Raw genomic sequence first — 22,854 nt, 5'->3', positions numbered from 1 at the left:
TTAATCAGCGAGTCAGCTTGGGAAGAAATGACCTGCTTATTCGCACCTTCCTTAGCTCAACAAAGGCTTCATAGGGTTCTTCGAACCAGTAGCGCATTACGCTGGCGTTATTATCAAGTTGGTGGACAAAGCGCAAATCTTCGCGTTCAAGGGGTCTTAGTTTAATGTCTGATTGTTCTGGCATAATATTTTCAGCCTCTTTGTAAACTGAAAATATATTATCTGCTTGCGGTGGGCGTCATCAAGATTTGAAAAAAATTACAATCAATTCAGTGACCCAAATCAGCGGAGGCGTGGCCTTATTTTCGTGATATCTGTGCTCCCCATCAGGCGTGCGTGTCACGCTCGCCTGATGGGGGCAATAGACTAGTGCTTCACCAGCGTCGCAAAGTAGTACACCAGCGGTATTGCCAGAATCCACAGGCCCACCGGGATTTCACGCCATTTACCGGCAATCGCTTTAATCACGATATAGAACAGCAGCCCACCGGCGATGCCGGTACCAAAGCTGTTGGCAATCAGCGTGATCATCACCATCATCAGCACCGGCAGCCCGTCGGTGAAGTTCGCCAGATCAACCTTACGCAGGCCGCTGAACATGTTCAGGCCAATCAGAATCAACGCTGGCGCGGTGGCTTCTTTCGGGATCATCAACGCCACCGGAGTGAACAGCAGCATCAGCAGGAACATCACTGCAGCCGACAGCGCCGTCAGCCCGGTTTTTCCGCCCGCTTCGGCGGCAGCGGAGGATTCAATCAGCGCGGTAGCCGCCGGAATGCCAAGCCACGGGCCGATGGCGGCCGCAATGGAGTCAACCATAAACGGGCGGTTAATATGCGGCATATTGCCTTCTTCATCCAGCAGCCCGGCTTCGCCGCCTACCGCAAGGGTGGTGCCCATGGTGGAGAAGAATTCCGAGGCGAAGAAAACGAACAGGAACGGCAGGAACGCAATATTCAGCGCGCCCAGCATATCGACGTGACCGAGCACCGGTGCCAGCGAGTGCGGCATATCGATAAAGTGGGTTGGCAGGCGCGTTACGCCTACCGGGATACCCACCAGGGTGGCGAACAGAATTGCCCATAAAATCGCGCCAGGAATGCGTCGCGCCTGGAGTGCAATAGCCAGAAACAGGCCGCACAGCGCCACCAGGGCACCCGGTGCCATAAAATCGCCCAGCATCAGCGAGTTAGTTTTGGCATTTGCCAGCACTAGCCCGGCGTTACGGAAGCCGAGCACCGCCACAAACAGACCGATAGACGCGGTGAGCCCCAGTTTTATTGACTGCGGCACCGAACGGGTGACCACTTCACGCAGGCCGAATTTGGTGAGCAGAAAGAAGAGAATACCCGACCAGCAGGCAATGCCGAGGCCAATCTGCCAGCCAATGCCTTCGCTGCCCGCCAGCGTGACGCCGACCAGCACCGATCCCCCGATGCCCGGCCCAACGATAAACGGTAGGTTGGCGTAAAATGCCATCAGCAGCGTACCGCCAACGAAGACCAGAATGGTGCCGGTAGTCGCGGCGCCTTTATCCATACCGCCCACGGCCAGCAGGCCAGGAATCACGACCAGAAGATAGGCAGCGGCGAGAAAACCGGTGATGCCCGCCAGGCACTCAGTACGCAGCGAACTGCCGCGGGAATGCAACGCAAAGCGTCGCTCCAGCCAACTGCTTGCGGTTGGCGATTGAAGGGTATTATCGGCCATTGTGTGGCGCTCCCATGTTTATTGTTGTGTTGTGTGTTGTGACGAAATAACCGGATCGACAATCTGTCGCGTGGTGCCGTCGGTCAGCCCTAAATCGGTCAAATGCGGTCCGGCGTTGCAGGCCAGACAGGTGCCCTCAATCGCTTTAAACACGCGATACGGCGGCTCCCAGTCGGCGACCTGCGCGCTGAGGTCGCGCAGTTGGCGAAACTCAGCGGCCAGCACGTCGGCGGGTTTGTCTGACAGCATCCCGGCTATCGGCATCGCCACGTGGGCCAGAATGCCGCCGTTTTGCGCCAGCGCCATGCCGCCGCCGGAGGCAATCAGCTGATTGGCCGCCAGCGCCATATCGTCAGGATGACGCCCCAGCACCACCAGGTTATGTGAGTCGTGTGAATAGCTGGTGGCAATCGCGCCGCGCAGTTCACCCCAGCCTTCGAGCAACGCAATCTGCGGCGTCGCTTCATGACGGCCATGGCGGTGTTTTACCCAAATCAGACTAAACCCACTCGGCAGCTGTACCTGGCCGTCACGGATTTCAACGTCCACTTCACCCCATTGGGTAAAACGCGCGCCGCGAATATGGCGCAGCCGGGCAACGCCGTGGCGAATATTGCCGACCCGTAGCGCAAAATCATCGGCGCTGAGTGGGGTAAGGCGCAGGGTATCACGCGGCGGCGTGACGCCCGGCGCGGCGTCGATCGGCGCCAGCAGCTTGCCGTCGCGGGCGATCTGTTTCCCGGCGACATAAACGGCGCGCGCACAGAGCGTATCCAGCGAATCAAAGACCACCAGGTCCGCACGGCGACCGGCGGCAATCAGCCCCAGATCGTTGCGCTGGAGGCGAATGGCGGCGTTCAGCGTAGCAAAACGCAGGGCGTCGGTTGCCGGAAGACCGTGTTCAATCAGCAGATTCAGCAGGGCGATGATACCGCCTTTTTCCAGCAGCATGTCCGGCGGCACGTCGTCGGTGCACACGGTAATCTGCGAGGAAAGATGCGGCAGCGTTTTCAGCGCATTAACGATATCGGGCAGCAGGTATGGGTGCGAGCCGCGAATTTCCAGCGTCAGACCGGCACGCAGCTTTTCCAGCGCATCATCGGCGGAAGTCAATTCATGGTCTGAGGTGACGCCAGCGGCCAGATAGGCCTGCAGATCGGCGCCGCTCAGCCCGCGGGCGTGGCCTTCAATCAGCTTGCCGCTGTTTAGCCCCGCTTGCACAATTTCCTGCATACGACAGCTGCCGTGCAGGACGCCGTGCATATCCATCACCTCCGCCACGCCGCGCACTTCCGGCCAACCGAGCATGGTGTCCATCTCGGCCCCGGCAAACTCGGCACCCGACATTTCCAGCCCCGGCGTCGACGGCACGCTGGACGGCGCGGCCACCATCACCTGCAGCGGCAGATGGCGGCTAGCCTCTACGGCATAGCGCACGCCCGCCACGCCCAGCACGTTGGCCAGTTCATGCGGGTCCCAGAAGACGGCAGTGGTGCCCTGCGCCAATACGATTTCGGCATAGCGTTCCGGCGGCAGGTGGGAGCTTTCCAGGTGGACATGCGTGTCCATCAGACCGGGTGAGAGAAATACGCCGGGCAGAGCGTGGCGTTCGAGCGCGTCGCGACGGCTGCCGCGCGGGTGGACGCTGGCAATCATCTCGCCGACGATACCCACGTCGGCTTCGCGAATCTCGCCGGTCGCCATATCGACGACGCTGGCGTCGGTCAGCAGCAGATCGAAGGGAACTTCCCCGCGCGCGGCCTGGACGGCGCGGCGGCGGTTTTCAGCATTGCTGGACATAACAACTCCGGCACAGGGATAATGGGCGCTACTTTAGGGGCAGTGCAAACGTTTGCCCAGATGATTAAATTTATCACCTGATAACTTTGGCTTATTCTGCGTGATCGTCACCGGTGAGCACAACAACATGACCGAACCCTGGCAGCGGCTACCCGCGCTTTCGCTCAAACAACTCCAGTATTTTGTGACGCTGGCGCAGCTGCGCCATTTTACCGATACCGCCAACCGCCTGGCGATAAGCCAGCCCGCGCTCAGCAGCGCGCTGCGGCAGACGGAAGCGGTGCTGGGCGGCAAGCTGGTAAACCGCACCGCGTCGTCGGTGACGCTGACCGAGCTGGGCGCGGCCATATTACCCCACGCCCAGCGGGTGTTGAGCGTTGCGCAGGCCGCGTTTCAGGATATGCAGCAAATTGTTGCGGCTGGCGGTGATGGCACGGTGCGTATTGGCCTGGTGCCCTCGGTGAGCTCGCTGCTGTTTCCGATGCTGCCCAGCCTCCTGGCGCAGGCCTTCCCGCGCCTGCGCGTTGAGTTTCACGACCGCACCAACGATGCCATGGTCAGCGATTTGCTCAGCGGCCAGATTGACTTTGGCGTCGGGGCCATCGATAGCTCGTTGCCGAAAGATTTACAGGTGTTCCCGCTGCGCGAAGACCCGCTGGTGGCGGTCGTCCATGCCGACGATCCGCTGGCCGGTCAGCCACACCTGCCGTGGAAGCTGCTGGCTGGAAACGATATCGCGGTGTTCTCAAAAGGAAACGTGCAGCGGCTGGTCGGCGCGCTGGTGGAAAGCCAGCGCCTGACGCTGAATACGCGCTATCAGGTGGACTATATTGAAACGCTGTATGGCCTGGTGCGCTCGCGGCTGGCGGTGGCGATTCTGCCACAGCTTTACACCACCCATTTGCAGGATCCTGTGCTCAAAGTTGCGCAGCTTCAGCAGCCGGCCTTAACCCGTACGGTGGCGCTGATGCGCGGGTCGCAGGCGCTGCCGCCGCTGATTGAGTCCTGCTTTGCCCTGTTGCTGAAACAGCTTCGCGAAAGCAGCGGGGAATTACCCGGGGCGGCGGGAAAGCAAATTATCTCTTGAATAACACGGCCGTTAATTCGCCGTATCATCATCAGAAACGAGGGGAGAGCGGGCGGTGAAATAAAGAGAATAATGACGGAAGATTATTCCTGGGCCGCCCGGCAGCAGGGGGTTAGTTCGCCGCTGATTCTTTTTTAGCGATCGGCAATCTCCTTGTTATTGCGAATGCCGATATGCCCCTTCTTTTAACACGCGCCACACGCCTCTTTTTGATTGTAAATCAGCCTGAAGTTGTACTATCTTTAACCTTTAGTGTAGTGCTAATGGGCGACGGAACTCGAATGTAGTCGCACTCACTCTTATATTCAGGCCTGACTTTCTCTATGGAATCGAATCCTCACGCGCCGTTGAGCAGTTTTATCGATCTCATGCTGGATGCTGTTTTTGCAGTAGATGCCCACGCTAACATTGTTTATGCAAGCGCGTCATGTGAACGTATTTTTGGCTATACACCGCAAGAACTCATCGGCAAAAACATGTTCGATATGATGCTACCGGAAGATCGAGAATTAACACGAAATTCAGTAGTAGAAATCATGGCTGGCCGCCCGCAGTTCCATTTTGAAAACCGCTATGTGCATAAAAATGGCCAGATCGTCAATATTATGTGGTCGGCACGCTGGTCCCCGGCTAATCAATTACGCATTGGCGTTGCGCGGGATATTACCGAACGCAAACGCTCTGAATCATTACAATCCGCACTGTACGCTATTTCTGAAGCTGCACACACGGCTGAAGATTTACTCAAGCTATTTCAGCGTATCCATGAGATCGTCGGTACGCTGCTTCCCGTCGATAATTTTTCGGTCACGCTGTACGACCCGCAAACGGGCCAACTGACCTTCCCGTATCACGTGGATGCGTTTCAGGAAATACCCGCGCCGTTTACGCTTATTCCCGGGACATTTTACGCGGAGGTGATTCAAACGGGTCAACCGCTACTGCTGACGCCCGAGAGAATGGCGGGCCGCCATGAAGAACTGCGCATTTCGTTTGGCCTGAATCCATCCTGCTGGCTTGGGGTTCCGCTTAAGTCACAGAAAGGCACCATCGGTGTTCTGGTCGTCAAAAGCTACCCGGACGGCGTACGCTATAACGAACAGGACCAGGAGCTATTGCAGTTTGTGTCGACGCAGATTGCGACGGTTATTGAGCGTCAGCAGATGCAGGCCCGGTTACAGCATATGGCACAGTTCGATCAGCTGACCGACCTGCCAAACCGTAGCCTTTTGTTCGATCGCCTTAGGGCTGCGCTTGCTACCGCGCGCCGTGAAGGGGGGCATTTGTCGCTGCTGTATATCGATCTCGATAAATTTAAGCAGGTTAACGACACCCTGGGCCACGGGATAGGGGATTTACTCCTGCAAGCCGCCGCGGACCGCCTGACGCGCTGCGTCGTGAAATCCGATACCGTTGCGCGTATCGGCGGCGATGAGTTTGTGATTTTGATTGAGAACAGCGCATTGCCGGACGACGCTTTCGCGGTGGCAGAAAAAATTGTTGAGGCTTTCGCTTCTCCTTTTGTGCTGGGAGAGCACCGTTTGGCGATTGTCCCGAGTATTGGCATTGCGCACTATCCTGAACAGGGTACCAACGAACGTCAGCTGCTCGATTATGCCGATAAAGCGATGTATCTGGCGAAAAAAGCAAAGCGTCCTGATGGAAAATGATTTTTACTTTATTAATAAATCAATGGGTTGTGTTAAATGGGGCGCAGCGAAGATATCTGACCTCCGCGCGTTTGCTGCAAAATAGGCCCGATGAAATGCGCCGGTCGTTTTCGCCCTAGCGGCGTTTGGGTGTCTCGTCGCGATGCGCTCTATCTGACTGCCAGCGGGTTATCGGGCTTGTTTGTCGGGCTGCCTGCTGGCATTATTCTGCACGGCGATTAACAGTCTGTTAATCGTAATCAATTGATTTGAATGACTCGGGGTGCCCTTCCTTGCGAAGGCTGAGAAATACCCGTACCACCTGATCTGGATAATGCCAGCGTAGGGAAGTCAGAGGCCGACCGGCCATTGCTTCTTCGCGTTATGGCAGGAGCAAACCATGCACGTTGACCTGCTTAATTCCGCGCAATCTGCGCACACCGCTTCTCTTCTTCACCAGCATGCCCCCCTTGTTCACTGTATGACGAATGACGTCGTGCAAACCTTCACGGCGAATGTCCTCCTGGCCGTGGGGGCATCTCCCGCGATGGTTATTGATGCCGGAGAGGCCGCGCAGTTTGCCGCGCTTGCCGGCGCGCTGTTGGTTAACGTGGGCACCTTAACCCACTCGCGTGCGCTGGCGATGCGCGCAGCGGTTGACAGTGCCAATCGCGCAGAAACGCCGTGGACGCTGGATCCGGTGGCGGTGGGGGCGCTGACGTTACGCAGCGATTTCTGCCGCGAACTGCTGCGCCTGACGCCGTCGGCCATTCGTGGGAACGCCTCCGAAATCCGGGCGCTGGCCGGCGAGAGCCTGGGCGGGCGCGGGGTCGATACCACCGATACCGCTGCCGCCGCGCTGCCTGCGGCACAGAAGCTGGCGCGAGAAAGCGGGGCGATTGTGGCGGTGACCGGCGAGGTGGATTACATCACCGACGGCGAGCGCACGCTGGCGGCGAACGGCGGGGCGGCGCTGATGACGCGTATCGTCGGCACCGGCTGCGCACTGTCGGCGGTTGTTGCGGCCAGCTGCGCGCTGCCGGGCGATCGCCTGCTCAACGTGGCGGGCGCCTGCCTGCTGATGAAACACGCCGGGCAACGCGCGGCAGAGGGCCGCGGTCCGGGGAGTTTTACCCCGGCTTTCCTTGACGCGCTGTACGCGATGCACGGGGAGGTGGCGGCATGAAACGTATCAACGCATTGACGATTGCGGGCACGGACCCAAGTGGCGGCGCGGGCGTTCAGGCCGATCTGAAAACCTTCTCGGCGCTGGGGGCCTACGGCTGCTCGGTGATGACCGCGCTGGTGGCGCAAAATACCCGCGGCGTGCAGTCGGTCTACCGGATAGAACCTGACTTTGTCGCCGCGCAGCTGGATTCCGTATTCAGCGATGTGCGTATCGACACCACCAAAATCGGCATGCTGGCCGAGACCGACATCGTTGAAGCGGTGGCCGAGCGTTTACAGCGCTATCGTATCCAGAACGTGGTGCTGGACACGGTGATGCTGGCGAAAAGCGGCGATCCGCTGCTGTCGGCGTCGGCGGTCGCGACTCTGCGCCAGCGCCTGCTGCCGCAGGTTGCGCTGATTACGCCAAACCTGCCGGAGGCGGCGGCGCTGCTCGGCGCGCCGCACGCGCGCAATGAACTGGAGATGCTGGAACAGGGGCGCGCGCTGCGGGCGTTGGGCTGTGAAGCAGTGCTGATGAAAGGCGGCCACCTGGACGATGCCGAAAGCCCGGACTGGCTGTTCACCGCTGACGGCGAAATGCGCTTTACCGCGCCGCGCGTGGACACCAAAAATACCCACGGCACCGGCTGTACGCTATCGGCGGCGCTGGCGGCGTTAAGACCGCGTTACGCCAGTTGGCAGGAGACGGTGCCGGTGGCGAAGGGCTGGCTGTCGAAAGCGCTGGCGCAGGCCGATACGCTGGAGGTCGGCGAGGGGATTGGTCCGGTTCACCACTTCCACGAATGGTGGTAGCTGTCCCGTCCGCGTGCCAGCCGCGCGCGTGCTAAAACCGACAAAAGTTGGACATTCTACGCCCCCGGTACCAGGCTTATCCTGCTCAAAAAAGTTGAGCAGGACATCCAGCCGACATGATGTCGGCGCTTACGGGAGCATAGCTATGACTGATATTGCGCAGTTGCTTGGCAAAGATGCCGACAGCCTTTTACAGCATCGTTGTATGACCATTCCAGCCGACCAGCTCTATCTGCCCGGCCACGACTACGTTGATCGGGTGATGATAGACAATAACCGCCCGCCAGCCGTATTGCGAAACATGCAGACGCTCTACAACACCGGCCGTTTAGCCGGAACGGGCTATCTGTCGATTCTGCCGGTAGATCAGGGCGTCGAACACTCGGCCGGGGCCTCATTTGCCGCCAACCCGCTCTATTTTGACCCGAAAAATATCGTTGAGCTGGCGATTGAAGCCGGCTGTAACTGCGTGGCCTCCACCTACGGCGTGCTGGCGTCGGTGTCTCGCCGCTACGCACACCGTATTCCGTTCCTGGTCAAACTTAACCACAACGAAACCCTGAGCTACCCGAACACCTTCGATCAAACGCTGTACGCCAGCGTTGAGCAGGCGTTCAATATGGGGGCGGTGGCCGTTGGGGCAACCATCTATTTTGGCTCGGAAGAGTCGCGCCGCCAGATTGAAGAGATTTCTGCCGCCTTTGAGCGTGCGCACGAGCTGGGACTGGTGACGGTGCTGTGGGCCTATCTGCGTAATCCGGCGTTTAAGAAAGATGGCGTCGACTATCACGTCTCTGCCGACCTGACCGGTCAGGCCAACCATCTGGCGGCCACGATTGGCGCGGATATCGTGAAGCAGAAGATGGCCGAGAATAACGGCGGCTATAAAGCGGTGAACTTCGGTTATACCGACGATCGCGTGTACAGCAAGCTGACCAGCGAGAACCCGATTGACCTGGTGCGCTACCAACTGGCGAACTGCTATATGGGGCGCGCGGGGCTGATTAACTCTGGCGGCGCTGCTGGTGGCGAAACCGATCTGTCTGACGCGGTGCGTACGGCGGTGATCAATAAACGCGCAGGCGGCATGGGCTTAATCCTGGGCCGTAAAGCGTTTAAAAAGTCGATGGCCGACGGCGTACAGCTGATTAACGCCGTGCAGGATGTTTACCTCGATAGCAAAATTACCTTCGCGTAATATTTGTCCTCCGTTCCCGTCCGGGAACGGAGGACGATCCCCTTCACACTTCTCTCTCCTTTTGTGAAAAACGTCACGCCTCATTGTGCGCATGCCCAAAAAACAGCCCGGTGTTAGCGGAATTTGTCCGTGGAAGGGCTGATATTTTGTGCTTAGATTAGTCATGAAACGCCTTTTCAATTCCCTGGAACCGATTTATCGGATAAGTGTTGGACACAGGATTGTGGTGCAAAAAGCGCCATTTCGAATGTTGTACTAAGGACACATAATGAAAATTGAATCTGTAAATGTCACCGTTTTCCAGCATCCTACCCGCCGCGTCTCCGACAGCGCCGGGCACTCCCATCCGGGGCCGGAAAGCATGGCAAAAATGGCGATGCTGACCATTACCGCCGATGATGGCAGCCAAGGCTACTCGTTCGCGCCGCCGGAAATTGTGCGCCCGTTTGTGGTGAATACCTTCTTCCGTAAAGTGCTGGTTGGGCAGGATCCGTTTAACCGCGAACGTATCTGGCAGGACCTGGTGCACTGGCAGCGCGGCAGCGCCCATCAGTTGACCGAACGCGCGCTGTCGTTTGTTGAACAGGCGCTGTGGGACCTGATTGGGCGCAAGCTCAACGTGCCGGTGTATAAACTGCTCGGCGGCTATCGCGATAAGGTGCCGGCCTACGGCAGCACCATGTGCGGCGATGACTTAGATGGCGGTCTCTCTACCCCGGAAGAGTATGCGGCATTTGCTGAAACCCTGGTCGCTCGCGGCTATAAGGCCATTAAGCTGCACACCTGGATGCCGCCGGTCTCCTTTGCGCCGAACCCGAAAATGGATATCAAAGCCTGTGCGGCAGTGCGTGAAGCGGTCGGCCCGGATATTGACCTGATGATCGACGGTTATCACTGGTACAGCCGTACCGAGGCGCTATGGATCGGTAAAGAGCTGGAGAAACTCAACTTCGCGTGGTTTGAAGAGCCGATGGAAGAAGACAGCATGTCGTCCTATGCGTGGCTGGCGGAAAACCTGTCGATTCCGATTATCGGCCCGGAAAGCTTCGGCGGTAAACATCACAGCCGCGCCGACTGGGTGAAAGCGGGCGCGTGCGACATTCTGCGTGCGGGCGCCAATGGCGTGGGTGGCATCACGCCAACCATGAAGGTGGCGGCGCTGGCAGAGTCGTTTGGCATGGACTGCGAAGTCCACGGCAACGGCGCGGCAAGCCTGGCGGCGGTGGGGGCGATTCGGAACTGCCGCTGGTACGAACGCGGCCTGCTGCACCCGTTCCTCGACTACGACCAGCCAGCCGCTTACCTGAACAGCATCATCGACCCGATGGATGCCGATGGATTTGTGCATTTGTCACAACGCCCCGGACTGGGCGAAGACATCAATTTTGACTATATCGAAGCCAATACCGTCAGCCACGACTGAATAAAACAATAAATGCCCGATGGCGCTGCGCTTATCGGGCCTACGGCCCGGTAGGCCGGATAAGGCGTAAACGCCGCCATCCGGCAACATGTACCCTACAGTACAGGCAAATAGAGATATGAAAAAATCCTCCTTACTGGGAGCGTGTTTGCTCGCGCTCTCCATGACGATGGGGAGCGGGGCGGCGTTGGCTAAAACGCCGCCGGACCAGCTCATCATTGGCATGAACATGAATAACCTGCTGACCCTCGACCCGGCCGCGATGACCGGTAACGAGGTGGTCGGTATTGTGGTGAATCTCTATGACTCGCTGGTGGAACTGGATCCTCAGCAGTTGACCAACGTTAAACCGGCACTCGCCAAATCCTGGGATATCAGTCCGGACGGCAAAACGCTGACTTTTCATCTGCATAACAACGTCAAGTTCCACTCCGGAAACCCGCTGACCGCCGCCGACGTGGTGTGGTCGATGCGGCGTATTTTGCACCTCAACCTCGCTCAGGCATCGGTGTGGAAATCCTACGGCTTTAGCAAAAAGAACGTCGACAAGCAGGTGACCGCGCCGGACGACTATACGGTGCAGATTGTCCTGCCGAAGGATAACGATCCGCAGCTGGTGATTTACTCGCTGGGCGCGCTCGGCAACCTGGGCGTGCTCGACAGTAAAACCGTACAGAGTCACGAACAGGATAACGACTGGGGCAACAAATGGCTGACCACGCACGAAGCCGGATCGGGGCCGTTTACGCTGGAAACCTGGCAGGCGAAAGACGTGCTGCGCATGAAGCGTAACCCGGACTACTGGCGCGGCGAGCCGAAGATGAGCCGCGTGGTGCTGCGCCACTTCCAGGAGTCGCAGACCCTGCGTCTGATGATTGAAAAAGGCGATCTCGACATCGCTAACAATATGGCGGTGTCGGATATCAACGCTCTGCGTAAAGACCCACAGCTCACCGTCGATGCGGTACAACGCGGCACCATGTATTACGTGTCGATGAGCATGAAAGAGGCGCACTTCGCCAATCCCAAAGTACGTGAAGCCGTGCGCTACCTGATTGATTATCAGGGTATTAACAAAGCGCTGATGCCGGGCTACGGCGTATTGCACCAGCGGCCGATTAAAGCCGGGATGCCGTCAACGCTGCCGGATCCTGGCTACACCTTCGATCTGGCAAAAGCCAAAAAGCTGCTGGCGGAGGCAGGATACCCGGACGGTTTTGACACCACCCTGCGGGTGCTGGCCGATCAGCCGTTCCTCAACATTGCCATTGCCGTGCAGTCGACGCTGATGCAGGCGGGCATTAAGGCCAAAATCATCACCGGCACCGGTAACCAGATTTACGGCGCGATGCGTGAACGCAAGTTCGACATGCTGGTGGGGCGCGGCGGCAGCGGCATGGAGCCGCACCCGCACTCCAGCCTGCGCGCGCTGGTGTACAACCCGGACAACAGCGATGCGGCGAAGCTCACCAACTTCCAGGGCTGGCGCACCGGTTTCTACGACAAACCGCTCAACGAGATGATCGACGGCGCGCTGCTGGAGCGTGACCCACAAAAACAGATTGCCGATTATCAGGCGATTCAAACCCGTTTTGATTCGCTGATCCCGGCGATGATCCCGGTGTCGCAGATGGTGGATTCGGTGGTGGTGCGCAACGAAGTGAAAGACTACCAGCCGCACCCGTCGGCCACCACGTTCCTGCGAGATGTCTACAAAGTTAGCGAAGGAGATAAAGGATGAGTACGGCTATTCTTGCGCCCGGCTCCCGGACCCGGCGCTTCTCAAAACGGTTGATGCAGGTGGCGGTGACGCTGTTTGGCCTGCTGCTGCTGACGTTCTTTATTGGCCGCGTGATGCCGATTGACCCGGTGCTGGCGATTGTCGGCCCGGACGCTGACCAAAGTACTTACCAGCAGGTCTATCACCAGCTGGGATTCGACCAGTCGCTCATGACCCAGTTTGGCATTTACTTTGTCAACCTGCTGCACGGCGATCTGGGCAATGCGCTGCTGACCGGTAAACCGGTTATCGACGATATTATTCGCGTCTTCCCCGCGACCATGGAGCTGGCAACGATGGCGATTATCGTCGGCGCGGGTCTTGGTATTCCGCTGGGCGTACTGGCGGCGGCGCGTCGCAACAGCCTTTCCGACTACGTGGTGCGTATTATCAGCCTCGCCGGCTACTCTACCCCCATCTTCTGGGTGGGGATGATGGGGCTGCTGGTGTTCTACGCCTGGCTGGGTTGGGTCGGCGGCGCCGGGCGCGTGGATCTGGGGCTGGACGGCATTGTGCCGCGTCGTACCGGACTCATGACCGTCGATGCGCTGCTGGCGGGTAACAGCGAGGTGCTCTGGAACGCGATTAACCACCTGGTTCTGCCCGCCGCGCTGCTCGGCTTCCATTCGCTGGCCTACATCAGCCGTATGACCCGCAGCTTTATGCTGGCGCAGCTGTCGCAGGAGTTCATCATCACCGCACGAGTGAAGGGTTTAACCGAGCGGCAGGTGATTTGGAATCATGCGTTTCGCAACATTCTCGTGCAGCTGCTGACGGTGGTGGCGCTGGCCTACGGCTCGCTGCTGGAAGGGGCGGTATTGATTGAAACCGTCTTCTCCTGGCCCGGGTTTGGCTCCTATCTCACCGGCAGCCTGCTGCTGGGTGATATGAACGCGGTGATGGGCTGCGTACTGCTGGTAGGGGTGATCTTCGTGATGCTCAACCTGCTCTCCGACATGCTGTATCAATTCTTCGATCCGAGGACAAAATCATGACGGTTTCTCTGGATACTTCTCTTTCAGGCGCGTCCGGTGAAGGCCGCCAGCGGCTGCTGCGTGCGCTGGCGCGGGCCGGCGGGTTTATCGGCAAGATGGCGCGCAATCCGCTGACGGCGATTGGTGGCGGGATTATTTTCCTGCTGCTGGTGGTGGCGATTTTCGCGCCGCTGATCGCCCCCTATAACCCGCTGGTGCAGGACTTAAACAATGCGCTCACCGCGCCAAACGCCCAGCACTGGTTTGGTACCGATGAGTTTGGCCGCGATATTTTCAGCCGCCTGGTCTACGGCTCGCGCATCACGCTGTACATCGTGCTGCTGGTGTCGGTCACCGTCGGCCCGCTGGGGCTGCTGCTCGGCGTCTGCGCGGGCTACTTCGGCGGTAAGGTCGATATGGTGCTGATGCGCGTCACCGACATTTTCATCTCTTTCCCAAGCCTGGTGCTGGCGCTGGCGTTTGTCGCCGCCTTAGGCCCAGGGCTGGAGCACGTGGTGATTGCCATTACGCTCACCGCCTGGCCGCCGATTGCGCGACTGGCGCGTGCCGAAACGCTGTCGCTGCGTCAGGCGGATTTTATCTCCGCCGTGCGTTTACAGGGCGCGTCTCCGGCGCGGGTGCTGTGGCGTCACATTGTGCCGCTGTGCCTGCCATCGGTGATTATCCGTATCACCATGAACATGGCGGGGATCATCCTGACCGCCGCCGGTCTCGGCTTCCTTGGCCTGGGCGCGCAGCCGCCGGAGCCTGAATGGGGGGCGATGATCTCCAGCGGCCGCACCTACATGATGGAGTGCTGGTGGGTGGTGACGATTCCGGGTCTGGCGATTCTGATCAACAGTCTTGCGTTCAACTTCTTAGGAGATGGCCTACGTGACATCCTCGATCCTCGCAGCGAATAACGCTGCACCGCTGCTCGACGTGCGCGATTTAAACGTCAAATTCGTTAACGGCAGCGCGGTTACCCATGCGGTACGCGGCGTCTCCTTCCAGTTGGGGCGAGAGAAGCTGGCGATTGTCGGCGAATCCGGCTCCGGCAAATCCACCGTCGGGCGCGCGCTGCTGCACCTGCACCCGAAAAAGGCGCGCATTGACGCTAGCCAGATGCAGTTTGGCGATATTGACCTGCTCAACGCCAGCGAAGCGCAGATGCGCACCATCCGCGGTAAGCGTATTTCGATGATTATGCAGGACCCGAAATATTCGCTGAACCCGGTAGTGCGGGTAGGCGACCAGATAGCGGAAGCCTGGCTGACGCACCATCCGGGGCATAAAACGGAGGCGAAGGCCAAAGCGCTGGAGATGCTGGACGTGGTGCGCATTCGCGATCCAGAGCGCGTTTACGGGCTCTATCCGCACGAGATTTCTGGCGGTCAGGGGCAGCGCATTATGATTGCCATGATGCTGATTACCGACCCTGAGCTGGTGATCGCCGATGAACCGACCTCCGCGCTGGACGTCTCGGTGCGTTTGCAGGTGCTGGGCCTGCTGGATGATCTGGTTAAATCGCGCGGGCTGGGGCTGATTTTTATCAGCCACGATATCAACCTGGTACGCAGCTTTTGCGACCGCGTGCTGGTGATGTACGCCGGACGGGTGGTGGAGTCCATCGCCGCCTGCGATCTCGACCGCGCGCAGCACCCATACACGCAGGGCCTGATCAGCGCGCTGCCGGATATGCACAGTCGTCGCCCGGTCTTACCGGTTTTGCAGCGTCAGGCCTGCTGGCTGACGGACTAAGGAGCGCATCATGATTGAAGTGAAGAATCTGAACCTGGCGTTTGGCGAAGGCGAGAAGCGCAACCAGGTGCTGTACGACGTCAATTTTCACGTCAGGCCCGGTGAGATTTACGGGCTGGTGGGGGAGTCAGGCTCCGGGAAAACCACGGTGCTGAAGTGCCTGGCCGGGCTGTTTAACCACTGGCAGGGTGAACTGACCATTCATGGTCAGCCGTTGGAACACGCCATCAGCCGCCAACGCTGCCGTAAGGTACAGATGGTGTTTCAGGACCCGTACGGTTCGCTGCATCCGCGTCATACCATCGGCGATATTCTCGAAGAGCCGCTACAGATTCACGGCATCGGCGAGCGCGATCGGCGGATTAACACGCTGCTGGATAGAGTCGGGCTGAACCGGGCGTTTCGCGACCGCTATCCGCACCAGCTCTCTGGCGGCCAGCGACAGCGCGTGGCGATTGCCCGCGCGCTGATCCTTGAGCCGCAGGTGCTGCTGTTGGATGAACCCACGTCGGCGCTGGATGTGTCGGTGCAGGCGGAAATCCTCAATCTGCTGGCGGAGCTGCAAAAAGAGTCGAATCTGACCTACCTGATGGTTACTCACGATCTGGGCGTGATCGCCCATTTGTGCCAGAAGGTTGCGGTGATGCAGTACGGCAAAATTCTCGAAACGCTGACCGTTGACGCGTTGGTGAACGGCGAGGCGAAAACGCCATACACGCAGATGCTGGTGAACGCCAGCCGCCAGTACACGCGCGAAATGGCGCGCGAAGTCGCGGCGTATTAACCGGATGTTGTAGGCCCGATAAGCGTAGCGCCATCGGGCAGCCCGATGCAGGTGCCGGATGGCGGCGTGGACGCCTTATCCGGTCTACCCGATCAATTTGCCTCTGGGAAATCAATAATATGCATAATAATTCTTTCCGTATTGCTCTACCGCTCGTGCTTTGTGCCTGTACCGCTTCCGCAGTAGCAGCGGAAACCGTCGACCTGCGCATGTCGTGGTGGGGCGGTAACAGTCGCCATCAGGTGACCTTAAAAGCGCTGGAAGCTTTTCATCAGCAGCATCCGGATATTAACGTGAAAGCGGAATACACCGGCTGGGACGGCCACACCTCGCGCCTGACCACGCAGCTGGCGGGCGGCACCGAGCCGGACGTCATGCAGACCAACTGGAACTGGCTGACGCTGTTCTCGAAAGACGGTAACGGCTTTTACGATCTCAACAAGGTAAAAGCGGAAATTGGTCTCGACCAGTTCACCGCCAAAGACCTTCAGCCGGTGACGGTGAAGGGCAAACTGAACGGGATTCCCGTCGCCATGACCGCTCGTATTTTCTATTACAACGACCAGACCTGGAAAAAAGCCGGTTTAGGCTATCCGCAAAACTGGGATGAGCTGATGCACGCCGGGAAAACCTTTGCGAGCAAGCTGGGCAAACAGTACTACCCGGTTGCCCCGGAGAGCCTCGGCGTGCTGGCGCTGCTCAATTCGTATATGGTGCAGAAGTACAACATCCCGGCCATCGATGAACAGAGCAAAAAGTTTACCTACAGCGACGCACAGTGGGTGGAGTTTTTCCAGCTGTATAAAACGCTTATCGATAATCATGTTATTCCGGACATGAAGTATTACGCCTCATTTGGCAAGGGCAACATGTACGAGATGAAGCCGTGGATCGAGGGCGAATGGGGCGGGGTGTATATGTGGAACACCGCCGTGACCAAATATTCTGATAACCTGAAACCGCCCGCGAAACTGGAGCTGGGGAGCTATCCCATGCTGCCTGGGGCCACCGACGCGGGGCTGTTTATGAAACCGTCGATGATGCTGTCGATTGGCAAAACCACACAACACCCGCAGGCGGCGGCGAAGCTGATTAACTTCCTGCTCAACAGCAAAGAGGGCGTGACGCTGCTGGGGCTGGAGCGCGGCGTGCCGCTGAGCAAAAGCGGCGCGGAGACCCTGACCGCATCTGGCGTGATCAACGACAAAGACCCTTCGGTTGCTGGCATCAAGCTCGCGCTGTCGCTACCGGCGAAGGTCGGCGTGTCGCCGTATCTGGAAGATCCGCAGCTGGTGCAGGAATTTGATAGCGCGCTGCAATCTATTGACTACGGCAAGAAATCCGTCGCCGAAGCGGCGGCGGATTTCAAGCGTCAGTCTGAGCGAATCTTAAAACGCGCAATGCGTTAACGCAGCAGCGGGCAGTCCGGCGGCAGGCGGCAGCGCAGCGCCGCCGGCAAAATTTCCATCCGGAAGGCGGTCCCGCTCAGCGGCTCGCCGTCGAGGTTAAAGGTCATTTCATGCGGTGCGGTGACTTCGAACCACGGCGAGACGCTGTCCACCAGATTCTCTTTGCCATCGCTGCTGGCCAGCGTGTTAAACAGCGCCGGCAGCAGCTCTTCACCGGTAAAAATACGCAGATGCAGCAGCCCATCGTCGATTAATGCCTCCGGGCACAGCTGCTGGCCGCCTCCCGCCTGGCGTCCGTTACCGATGCCAATAACCAGCGCATCACCTTGCCAGCTAAAGTTCTCGCCGCGAATTTCACAGCGGTCCGGTTTCAGGGTATCCATGCGCATCAGTCCGTGAATCAGATACGATACGCCGCCCAGCGCTGCCTTCAGTTTCTCCGGGGTTTCCGTGGTGATACGCGTACCGAAGCCGCCGGTCGCCATATTGATAAAGCAGGTTTTATGGTTGACCTGGGCAATATCCACCGGGACGTCGCGCCCGGCAATTGCCAGCTTGAGGGCGTTGGCTAAATCATCAGGAATATTCACGCTGGTGGCAAAATCATTGGCGGTGCCAAGCGGTAATATCCCCAGCGCGGGAACCGCGTTGCTCTCGCAGTGGATCAACGCCGTTGCGACTTCATTGATGGTGCCATCGCCGCCGCCGGCAATCACCGTAGCCACCTCAAGCGCCACCGCTTCGTCGACATAGCGTACGGCGTCGCCTTTCTCCCAGGTGACGCGCACGTGAATCACAATGCCCTCGTCGCGCAGCAGAGTCACCGCTTTGCGCAGCTCGGGGTTATCGGCACTTTTACCGTTAAGTATCAGTAAACTTGCTGGAAAATCTGACATCCTTGGTACCTCTTTAGGGGGTATGCAAAGAGTGTAACAAAGGAAACGGCAGTGTGCTTTAGGAGGGAAGGGCAAAAAATAAGCCCGTGTAAGGGAGATTACACAGGCTAAGGAGGTGGTTCCTAGGTACAGCTAGCATTTATGGGTTATGTTTTTCAGCGAGAGAATAGTATCGATAATCGATAATTCCGTCTGTGATCCATTTCTAAGAATCCTTGCTATTGAAAAACAATATAAATGTACTAGCTGCTATGCGGATTACGAGTGGATTGTCCTGAGAAATTACGCATCAGCAGGCCATACTCCAGCGCCATATCTTCCGGCACGGGTAACCATACGGTGTGACCATCGCCCGGCGCGACCGGCATCGTCTCACCTTTGGCGTTTTCCATATGCTCAAGCGTGAAGTTGACGTTGCCCTGTGGGGTCATCAGCTCCAGACTGTCACCGATCAGGAATTTGTTTTTCACCGCCACGGCGGCCAGGTTGCCTTTACGCTCGCCGGTAAATTCGCCGACGAACTGCTGACGCTCGGAAACGGAGTAGCCGTACTCATAGTTCTGATAGTCGTCATGGGTGTGGCGACGCAGGAACCCTTCGGTGTAACCGCGGTGGGCAAGGCCTTCCAGCGTTTCCAGCAGGCTGGTGTCGAACGGTTTGCCAGCGGCCGCGTCGTCGATGGCCTTGCGGTACACCTGGGCGGTGCGCGCGCAGTAGTAGAAGGATTTGGTGCGGCCTTCGATTTTCAGCGAATGGACGCCCATCTGGGTCAAACGCTCAACGTGGGCGATGGCGCGCAGATCTTTGGAGTTCATGATGTAGGTGCCGTGTTCGTCTTCGAAAGCGGTCATGTACTCGCCGGGACGTTTAGCTTCCTCAATCATAAAGACCTGATCGGTTGGCGCGCCGAGGCCGAGGGTCGGTTCGACGTTTTGCACCGGAATCGGTTCGTATTTGTGGACGATGTTGCCCACGTCGTCTTCTTTGCCTTCCTGCACGTTGTATTCCCAGCGGCAGGCGTTGGTGCAGGTACCCTGGTTAGGATCGCGTTTGTTGATGTAACCAGACAGCAGGCAGCGGCCGGAATAGGCCATGCACAGCGCGCCGTGAACGAAGATTTCAATCTCCATGTCCGGAACCTGGCTGCGAATTTCTTCAATTTCTTCCAGCGACAGTTCGCGCGAGAGGATCACGCGGGTTAACCCCATTTGTTTCCAGAACTTCACCGTGGCCCAGTTGACGGCGTTCGCCTGTACCGACAGGTGAATGTCCATCTCCGGGAAGTGCTCACGCACCAGCATGATAAGCCCCGGATCGGACATAATCAGCGCATCCGGCCCCATATCCACTACCGGCTTCAGGTCACGAATAAAGGTTTTCAGCTTGGCGTTGTGCGGCGCGATGTTCACCACGACGTAGAATTTTTTACCCAGCGCGTGGGCTTCGTTGATGCCGAGCTGTAAATTTTCGTGATTGAATTCGTTGTTACGTACGCGCAGCGAGTAGCGCGGTTGACCCGCGTAGACTGCATCGGCGCCGTAAGCGAAAGCGTAACGCATATTTTTCAGCGTTCCCGCCGGGGAAAGGAGTTCCGGTTTAAACATGATTTTCTCGTTCTGATGACAGGTCAGATTCGCCGCACCTGATGCGACGAGCTGGGGAGTGTCCCCACTTTAAGGGCGGGCATTGTAGCGCTGTGGCGGGGCGAGGTAAAGCACCGGGTGGCCGTCGCAGACCGCCCGGCGGTGGTGGAGCTGTCAGGTATTATCTTTCACGGTTTCGCTGGCACCGTTGGTTTTTACCGACGCGATGCCCTTATCGCGCGACTGCTCGGTGGCATACAGCTGGCTGGTGCCAATGACCTGGTGGTTGCCCGCCTTGAGGTTGAAGTGAAATTTACCGTTAGTGGCCGTTTTCTTCTCGTAATGCGCGTCCAGCGGGCTATTCACGCGCACGGAGGCGATGCCTTTTTCCGCCGCGGCTCGGGTGGTATAGAGCTCGCTGGTCAGGATAATCTCCCCGTTTCCCGCTTTCAGAACAAATCGGAACTGATCGTTGCTGCTTTTGCTTAATTCAAACCAACCAGCCATGGTGACTCCTTGATTAGATTGCATTCGTTAAACGTATCGACTGACAGTATGAGTATGGGAGATATTGGCGAAGATGCGAGCGGGGAAAAACGAGAGCGGCGCAGACGTGCCGCTCTTAGCGGTTAGGCCATACGGCAGGCGTCGGCTTCCCAGCGGTAGCCTACGCCATAGACAGCGCGAATAAACGACTGTTCGGCGTCCAGCGACTCCAGCTTGCGCCTGAGGTTTTTGATATGGCTGTCGATGGTTCGGTCGGTCACGACGCGGTAGTCATCGTACAGGTGATTGAGCAGCTGTTCGCGCGAGAACACTTTACCCGGCTCCTGCGACAGCGTTTTCAGCAGACGGAATTCGGCGGGGGTAAGATCCAGCAGTCGCTCGCGCCATGAGGCCTGGAAGCGTGTTTCGTCCACCACCAGCGGGCTCTGTTCGTCCAGCGCCTGCAGCTCCTGACGCGGCCGGCAGCGGCGCAGAATGGTCTTCACGCGTGCCACCACTTCGCGCGGGCTGTACGGTTTGCAGATGTAATCGTCGGCGCCGATTTCTAAACCCAGCAGGCGGTCGATCTCTTCAATTTTGGCGGTCACCATGACAATCGGGACCTCGGAGAAGCGACGGATCTCGCGGCACAGCGTCAGGCCGTCGGTGCCTGGCAGCATTAAATCCAGCAGGATCAGGTCCGGCGGCGTCTGGCGCACGTACGGCAGCACTTTATCACCGTGGTTAATCAGCGTTGGCGCATAGTTGGCTGCCAGTAAATAGTCGATGAGCAACTGCCCCAGCTTGGGTTCATCTTCAACGATCAGAATGCGTGGGGCGTTTTCATCAATCGGTAACTCGGTCATATTTCTCTCGGTATTACGCGTTCCAGCGGTAATTCTACTTTAATGCTAACCCCGCCAAAAGGCGAATGTCCGACGTGGAGCTGGCCGCCGTGGGCGGCAACAATATTCGCGCAGATAGCCAGCCCCAGGCCGGACCCGCCGCTGGCGCGGTTGCGCGAGCCTTCGGTGCGGTAAAAGCGTTCACAAAGTCGGCTTAGCTGTTCATCGCTGACGCCGGGACTGCTGTCGGCAAACTCCAGCACGATGCTTTGCGCCAGCAGCTCGCTGCGAATCTGTACCTGCCCACCGCTGTCGGTGTAGCGCAGACTGTTTTCCAGCAGGTTATTAAACAGCTGCATCAGGCGATCTGGATCGCCAAAGACGGTGGCGTTTTCTGCCAGCGCCAGATTGAGCGTGAGCCCACGACTGGCCAGACGCTCGCGGAAGGCGTCAGCGGCAATTTCAACCAGCGCAATGATATCGACAGGCGCTTTCTGGTAGGCCAGCGCACCTTCGTCGGACATCGAAAGCTGGTGGAGATCGTCCACCAGCTTGGTCAGCGTCGCGACTTCAGCCTGTAGCGAGGTGACCGATTCCGGGGTGAATTTGCGCACGCCGTCCTGAATGGCCTCCAGTTCGCCGCGCAGTACCGCCAGCGGCGTGCGCAGCTCGTGGGATATGTCGGCCATCAGGTCCCGACGCATCTGCTGGTTTTTTTCCAGCGTGCTGGCGAGGCGGTTAAAATCCTGCGCCAGCTTGCCCAGTTCATCACCGCTGCTGACCGGAACTCGGGTAGAAAAATCGCCCGCAGCCAGCTTGTGGGTGCCTTCAACCAGCCGCCGCACCGGCGCGAGCAGACCGCGCGCCAGCGGGAAGGTGGCCAACGCCGCCAGCAGCGTGGCCAGGCCGACGATAAGCCAGCTGGTACGCCGCTGCTGGCGATCGAAGTTAATATCCGTGTTGCGGGTCAGGCGTTCTACCGGCGAAGCGATCACCGCACCGACTTCAGCGCCGTTGACAATAATACCGCGCCGGGTGCCGTCAATCGGCACCGCTTCACGCGGGCCGACCAGTACGCGGGCTTTTTGATCGACAACCCAAAACTGTGTTCGCCAGCCGTGGGGCGGCATACCCCCGCGATCCGGGCCGCCGCGATCGGGCGCGCGGTCAGGCCCGCCGTCGGGGCCGGGAGGGCCTGGCGGCATACGATCTTCACCGTTATCGTGCTCGAAGGAGCGCAGGATCTGGAACACGAAGCGGTCGTTATTGCGTAAAAAACGCCAGTTTCCGTGCAGCGCGTACTGTTCCGCCAGCGCGTCGCTCAGCAGCTGCAGCCGCTGCTCGTTGCCGCGCTTAATGTAGTCAATAAAGCCGCGCTCGAAGCTAACACGCACGGCCCAGTGCATGCTGATAAGCAGCACGATACAGGTGGTTAAAATGACGAGAAACAGTTTGCCGGAGATACCCGGGCGCCATAATTTCACGG

At 58.5% G+C, this 22,854-nt stretch carries 19 protein-coding genes, 1 pseudogene and 1 riboswitch; of the genes and pseudogenes, 12 read left to right on the top strand and 8 right to left on the bottom strand.

The window, feature by feature from the left end; all coding sequences use genetic code 11:
- Positions 1-52 precede the first annotated feature (52 nt).
- The 3 genes and pseudogenes from V6942_RS14065 to V6942_RS14055 all read right to left on the bottom strand — a co-directional run.
- Positions 53-184, bottom strand: a pseudogene (locus tag V6942_RS14065) (spermidine acetyltransferase); the annotation flags it as partial.
- 182 nt (positions 185-366) lie between these two features.
- Positions 367-1,710, bottom strand: a complete 1,344-nt coding sequence (locus V6942_RS14060; RefSeq protein WP_182930326.1) for an NCS2 family permease — start codon at positions 1,708-1,710, stop codon at positions 367-369.
- Positions 1,711-1,728: 18 nt separating this feature from the next.
- Positions 1,729-3,510: an adenine deaminase gene (locus V6942_RS14055; protein WP_106929459.1), complete on the bottom strand. Its 1,782-nt coding sequence runs from the start codon at positions 3,508-3,510 to the stop codon at positions 1,729-1,731.
- Between the two features lie 127 nt (positions 3,511-3,637).
- On the opposite strand from V6942_RS14055, the gene V6942_RS14050 reads away from it, so the two are divergent.
- The 12 genes from V6942_RS14050 (at position 3,638) to V6942_RS13995 (ending at position 17,558) form a co-directional block, all read left to right on the top strand.
- Positions 3,638-4,597 carry a LysR family transcriptional regulator gene (locus V6942_RS14050; protein ID WP_106929461.1) on the top strand — a complete coding sequence of 320 codons (960 nt, stop codon included), beginning with the start codon at positions 3,638-3,640 and terminating at the stop codon, positions 4,595-4,597.
- Between the two features lie 323 nt (positions 4,598-4,920).
- The gene (locus V6942_RS14045) at positions 4,921-6,267 is read left to right on the top strand and encodes a bifunctional diguanylate cyclase/phosphodiesterase (protein ID WP_333501379.1); all 1,347 of its coding nucleotides are present in this window, start codon (positions 4,921-4,923) and stop codon (positions 6,265-6,267) included.
- A 248-nt stretch (positions 6,268-6,515) separates the two neighbouring features.
- A riboswitch (TPP riboswitch) is annotated at positions 6,516-6,612 on the top strand.
- 34 nt (positions 6,613-6,646) lie between these two features.
- Positions 6,647-7,432, top strand: a complete 786-nt coding sequence (gene thiM / locus V6942_RS14040; RefSeq protein WP_106929465.1) for a hydroxyethylthiazole kinase — start codon at positions 6,647-6,649, stop codon at positions 7,430-7,432.
- Positions 7,429-8,229, top strand: a complete 801-nt coding sequence (gene thiD, locus V6942_RS14035; protein WP_106929467.1) for a bifunctional hydroxymethylpyrimidine kinase/phosphomethylpyrimidine kinase — start codon at positions 7,429-7,431, stop codon at positions 8,227-8,229. The genes thiM and thiD overlap by 4 nt, the downstream gene beginning before the upstream one ends.
- A gap of 145 nt (positions 8,230-8,374) precedes the next feature.
- A complete protein-coding gene (fbaB, locus tag V6942_RS14030) occupies positions 8,375-9,427 on the top strand; it encodes a class I fructose-bisphosphate aldolase (protein ID WP_106929469.1) in 1,053 nt (350 codons plus the stop codon).
- A 268-nt stretch (positions 9,428-9,695) separates the two neighbouring features.
- Entirely contained in the window at positions 9,696-10,850 is a 1,155-nt protein-coding gene (locus tag V6942_RS14025; RefSeq protein WP_182967516.1) for a mandelate racemase family protein, read from the top strand.
- A 118-nt stretch (positions 10,851-10,968) separates the two neighbouring features.
- Entirely contained in the window at positions 10,969-12,591 is a 1,623-nt protein-coding gene (locus tag V6942_RS14020; RefSeq protein WP_106929473.1) for an ABC transporter substrate-binding protein, read from the top strand.
- Entirely contained in the window at positions 12,588-13,625 is a 1,038-nt protein-coding gene (locus V6942_RS14015; protein ID WP_333501378.1) for an ABC transporter permease, read from the top strand. The genes V6942_RS14020 and V6942_RS14015 overlap by 4 nt, the downstream gene beginning before the upstream one ends.
- Positions 13,622-14,527, top strand: a complete 906-nt coding sequence (locus tag V6942_RS14010; protein WP_106929477.1) for an ABC transporter permease — start codon at positions 13,622-13,624, stop codon at positions 14,525-14,527. Before V6942_RS14015 ends, V6942_RS14010 begins: the two co-directional genes overlap by 4 nt.
- Positions 14,499-15,365 (top strand): ABC transporter ATP-binding protein, encoded by an 867-nt coding sequence (locus V6942_RS14005; protein WP_106929479.1) that lies wholly within the window; start codon positions 14,499-14,501, stop codon positions 15,363-15,365. The genes V6942_RS14010 and V6942_RS14005 overlap by 29 nt, the downstream gene beginning before the upstream one ends.
- A 10-nt stretch (positions 15,366-15,375) precedes the next feature.
- Positions 15,376-16,149: an ABC transporter ATP-binding protein gene (locus V6942_RS14000; protein ID WP_106929481.1), complete on the top strand. Its 774-nt coding sequence runs from the start codon at positions 15,376-15,378 to the stop codon at positions 16,147-16,149.
- A gap of 119 nt (positions 16,150-16,268) precedes the next feature.
- Positions 16,269-17,558: an ABC transporter substrate-binding protein gene (locus tag V6942_RS13995; RefSeq protein ID WP_223878959.1), complete on the top strand. Its 1,290-nt coding sequence runs from the start codon at positions 16,269-16,271 to the stop codon at positions 17,556-17,558.
- Here the strand turns inward: V6942_RS13995 and yegS are convergent.
- From yegS to baeS, 5 genes are all read right to left on the bottom strand, one after another.
- Positions 17,555-18,454, bottom strand: a complete 900-nt coding sequence (gene yegS, locus V6942_RS13990) for a lipid kinase YegS (RefSeq protein ID WP_106929483.1) — start codon at positions 18,452-18,454, stop codon at positions 17,555-17,557. The genes V6942_RS13995 and yegS overlap by 4 nt on opposite strands.
- Before the next feature lie 242 nt (positions 18,455-18,696).
- Complete coding sequence (gene yegQ, locus V6942_RS13985) at positions 18,697-20,058, bottom strand: tRNA 5-hydroxyuridine modification protein YegQ (protein WP_106929485.1); 1,362 nt, start codon at positions 20,056-20,058, stop codon at positions 18,697-18,699.
- A gap of 153 nt (positions 20,059-20,211) precedes the next feature.
- Positions 20,212-20,544: a YegP family protein gene (locus V6942_RS13980; protein ID WP_106929487.1), complete on the bottom strand. Its 333-nt coding sequence runs from the start codon at positions 20,542-20,544 to the stop codon at positions 20,212-20,214.
- Between the two features lie 122 nt (positions 20,545-20,666).
- Positions 20,667-21,389, bottom strand: coding sequence for a two-component system response regulator BaeR (gene baeR / locus V6942_RS13975; protein ID WP_106929489.1), 723 nt, complete (start codon positions 21,387-21,389; stop codon positions 20,667-20,669).
- Complete coding sequence (gene baeS / locus V6942_RS13970) at positions 21,386-22,852, bottom strand: two-component system sensor histidine kinase BaeS (RefSeq protein WP_106929491.1); 1,467 nt, start codon at positions 22,850-22,852, stop codon at positions 21,386-21,388. Before baeS ends, baeR begins: the two co-directional genes overlap by 4 nt.
- Positions 22,853-22,854 lie beyond the last annotated feature (2 nt).

Source organism: Kluyvera genomosp. 2 (assembly GCF_036759865.1).
Taxonomy (GTDB): Bacteria; Pseudomonadota; Gammaproteobacteria; order Enterobacterales; family Enterobacteriaceae; genus Kluyvera; species Kluyvera ascorbata_B.
The sequence above is the reverse complement of the archived record's forward strand: the minus strand, read 5'-3'. Positions and strand labels throughout refer to the sequence as shown.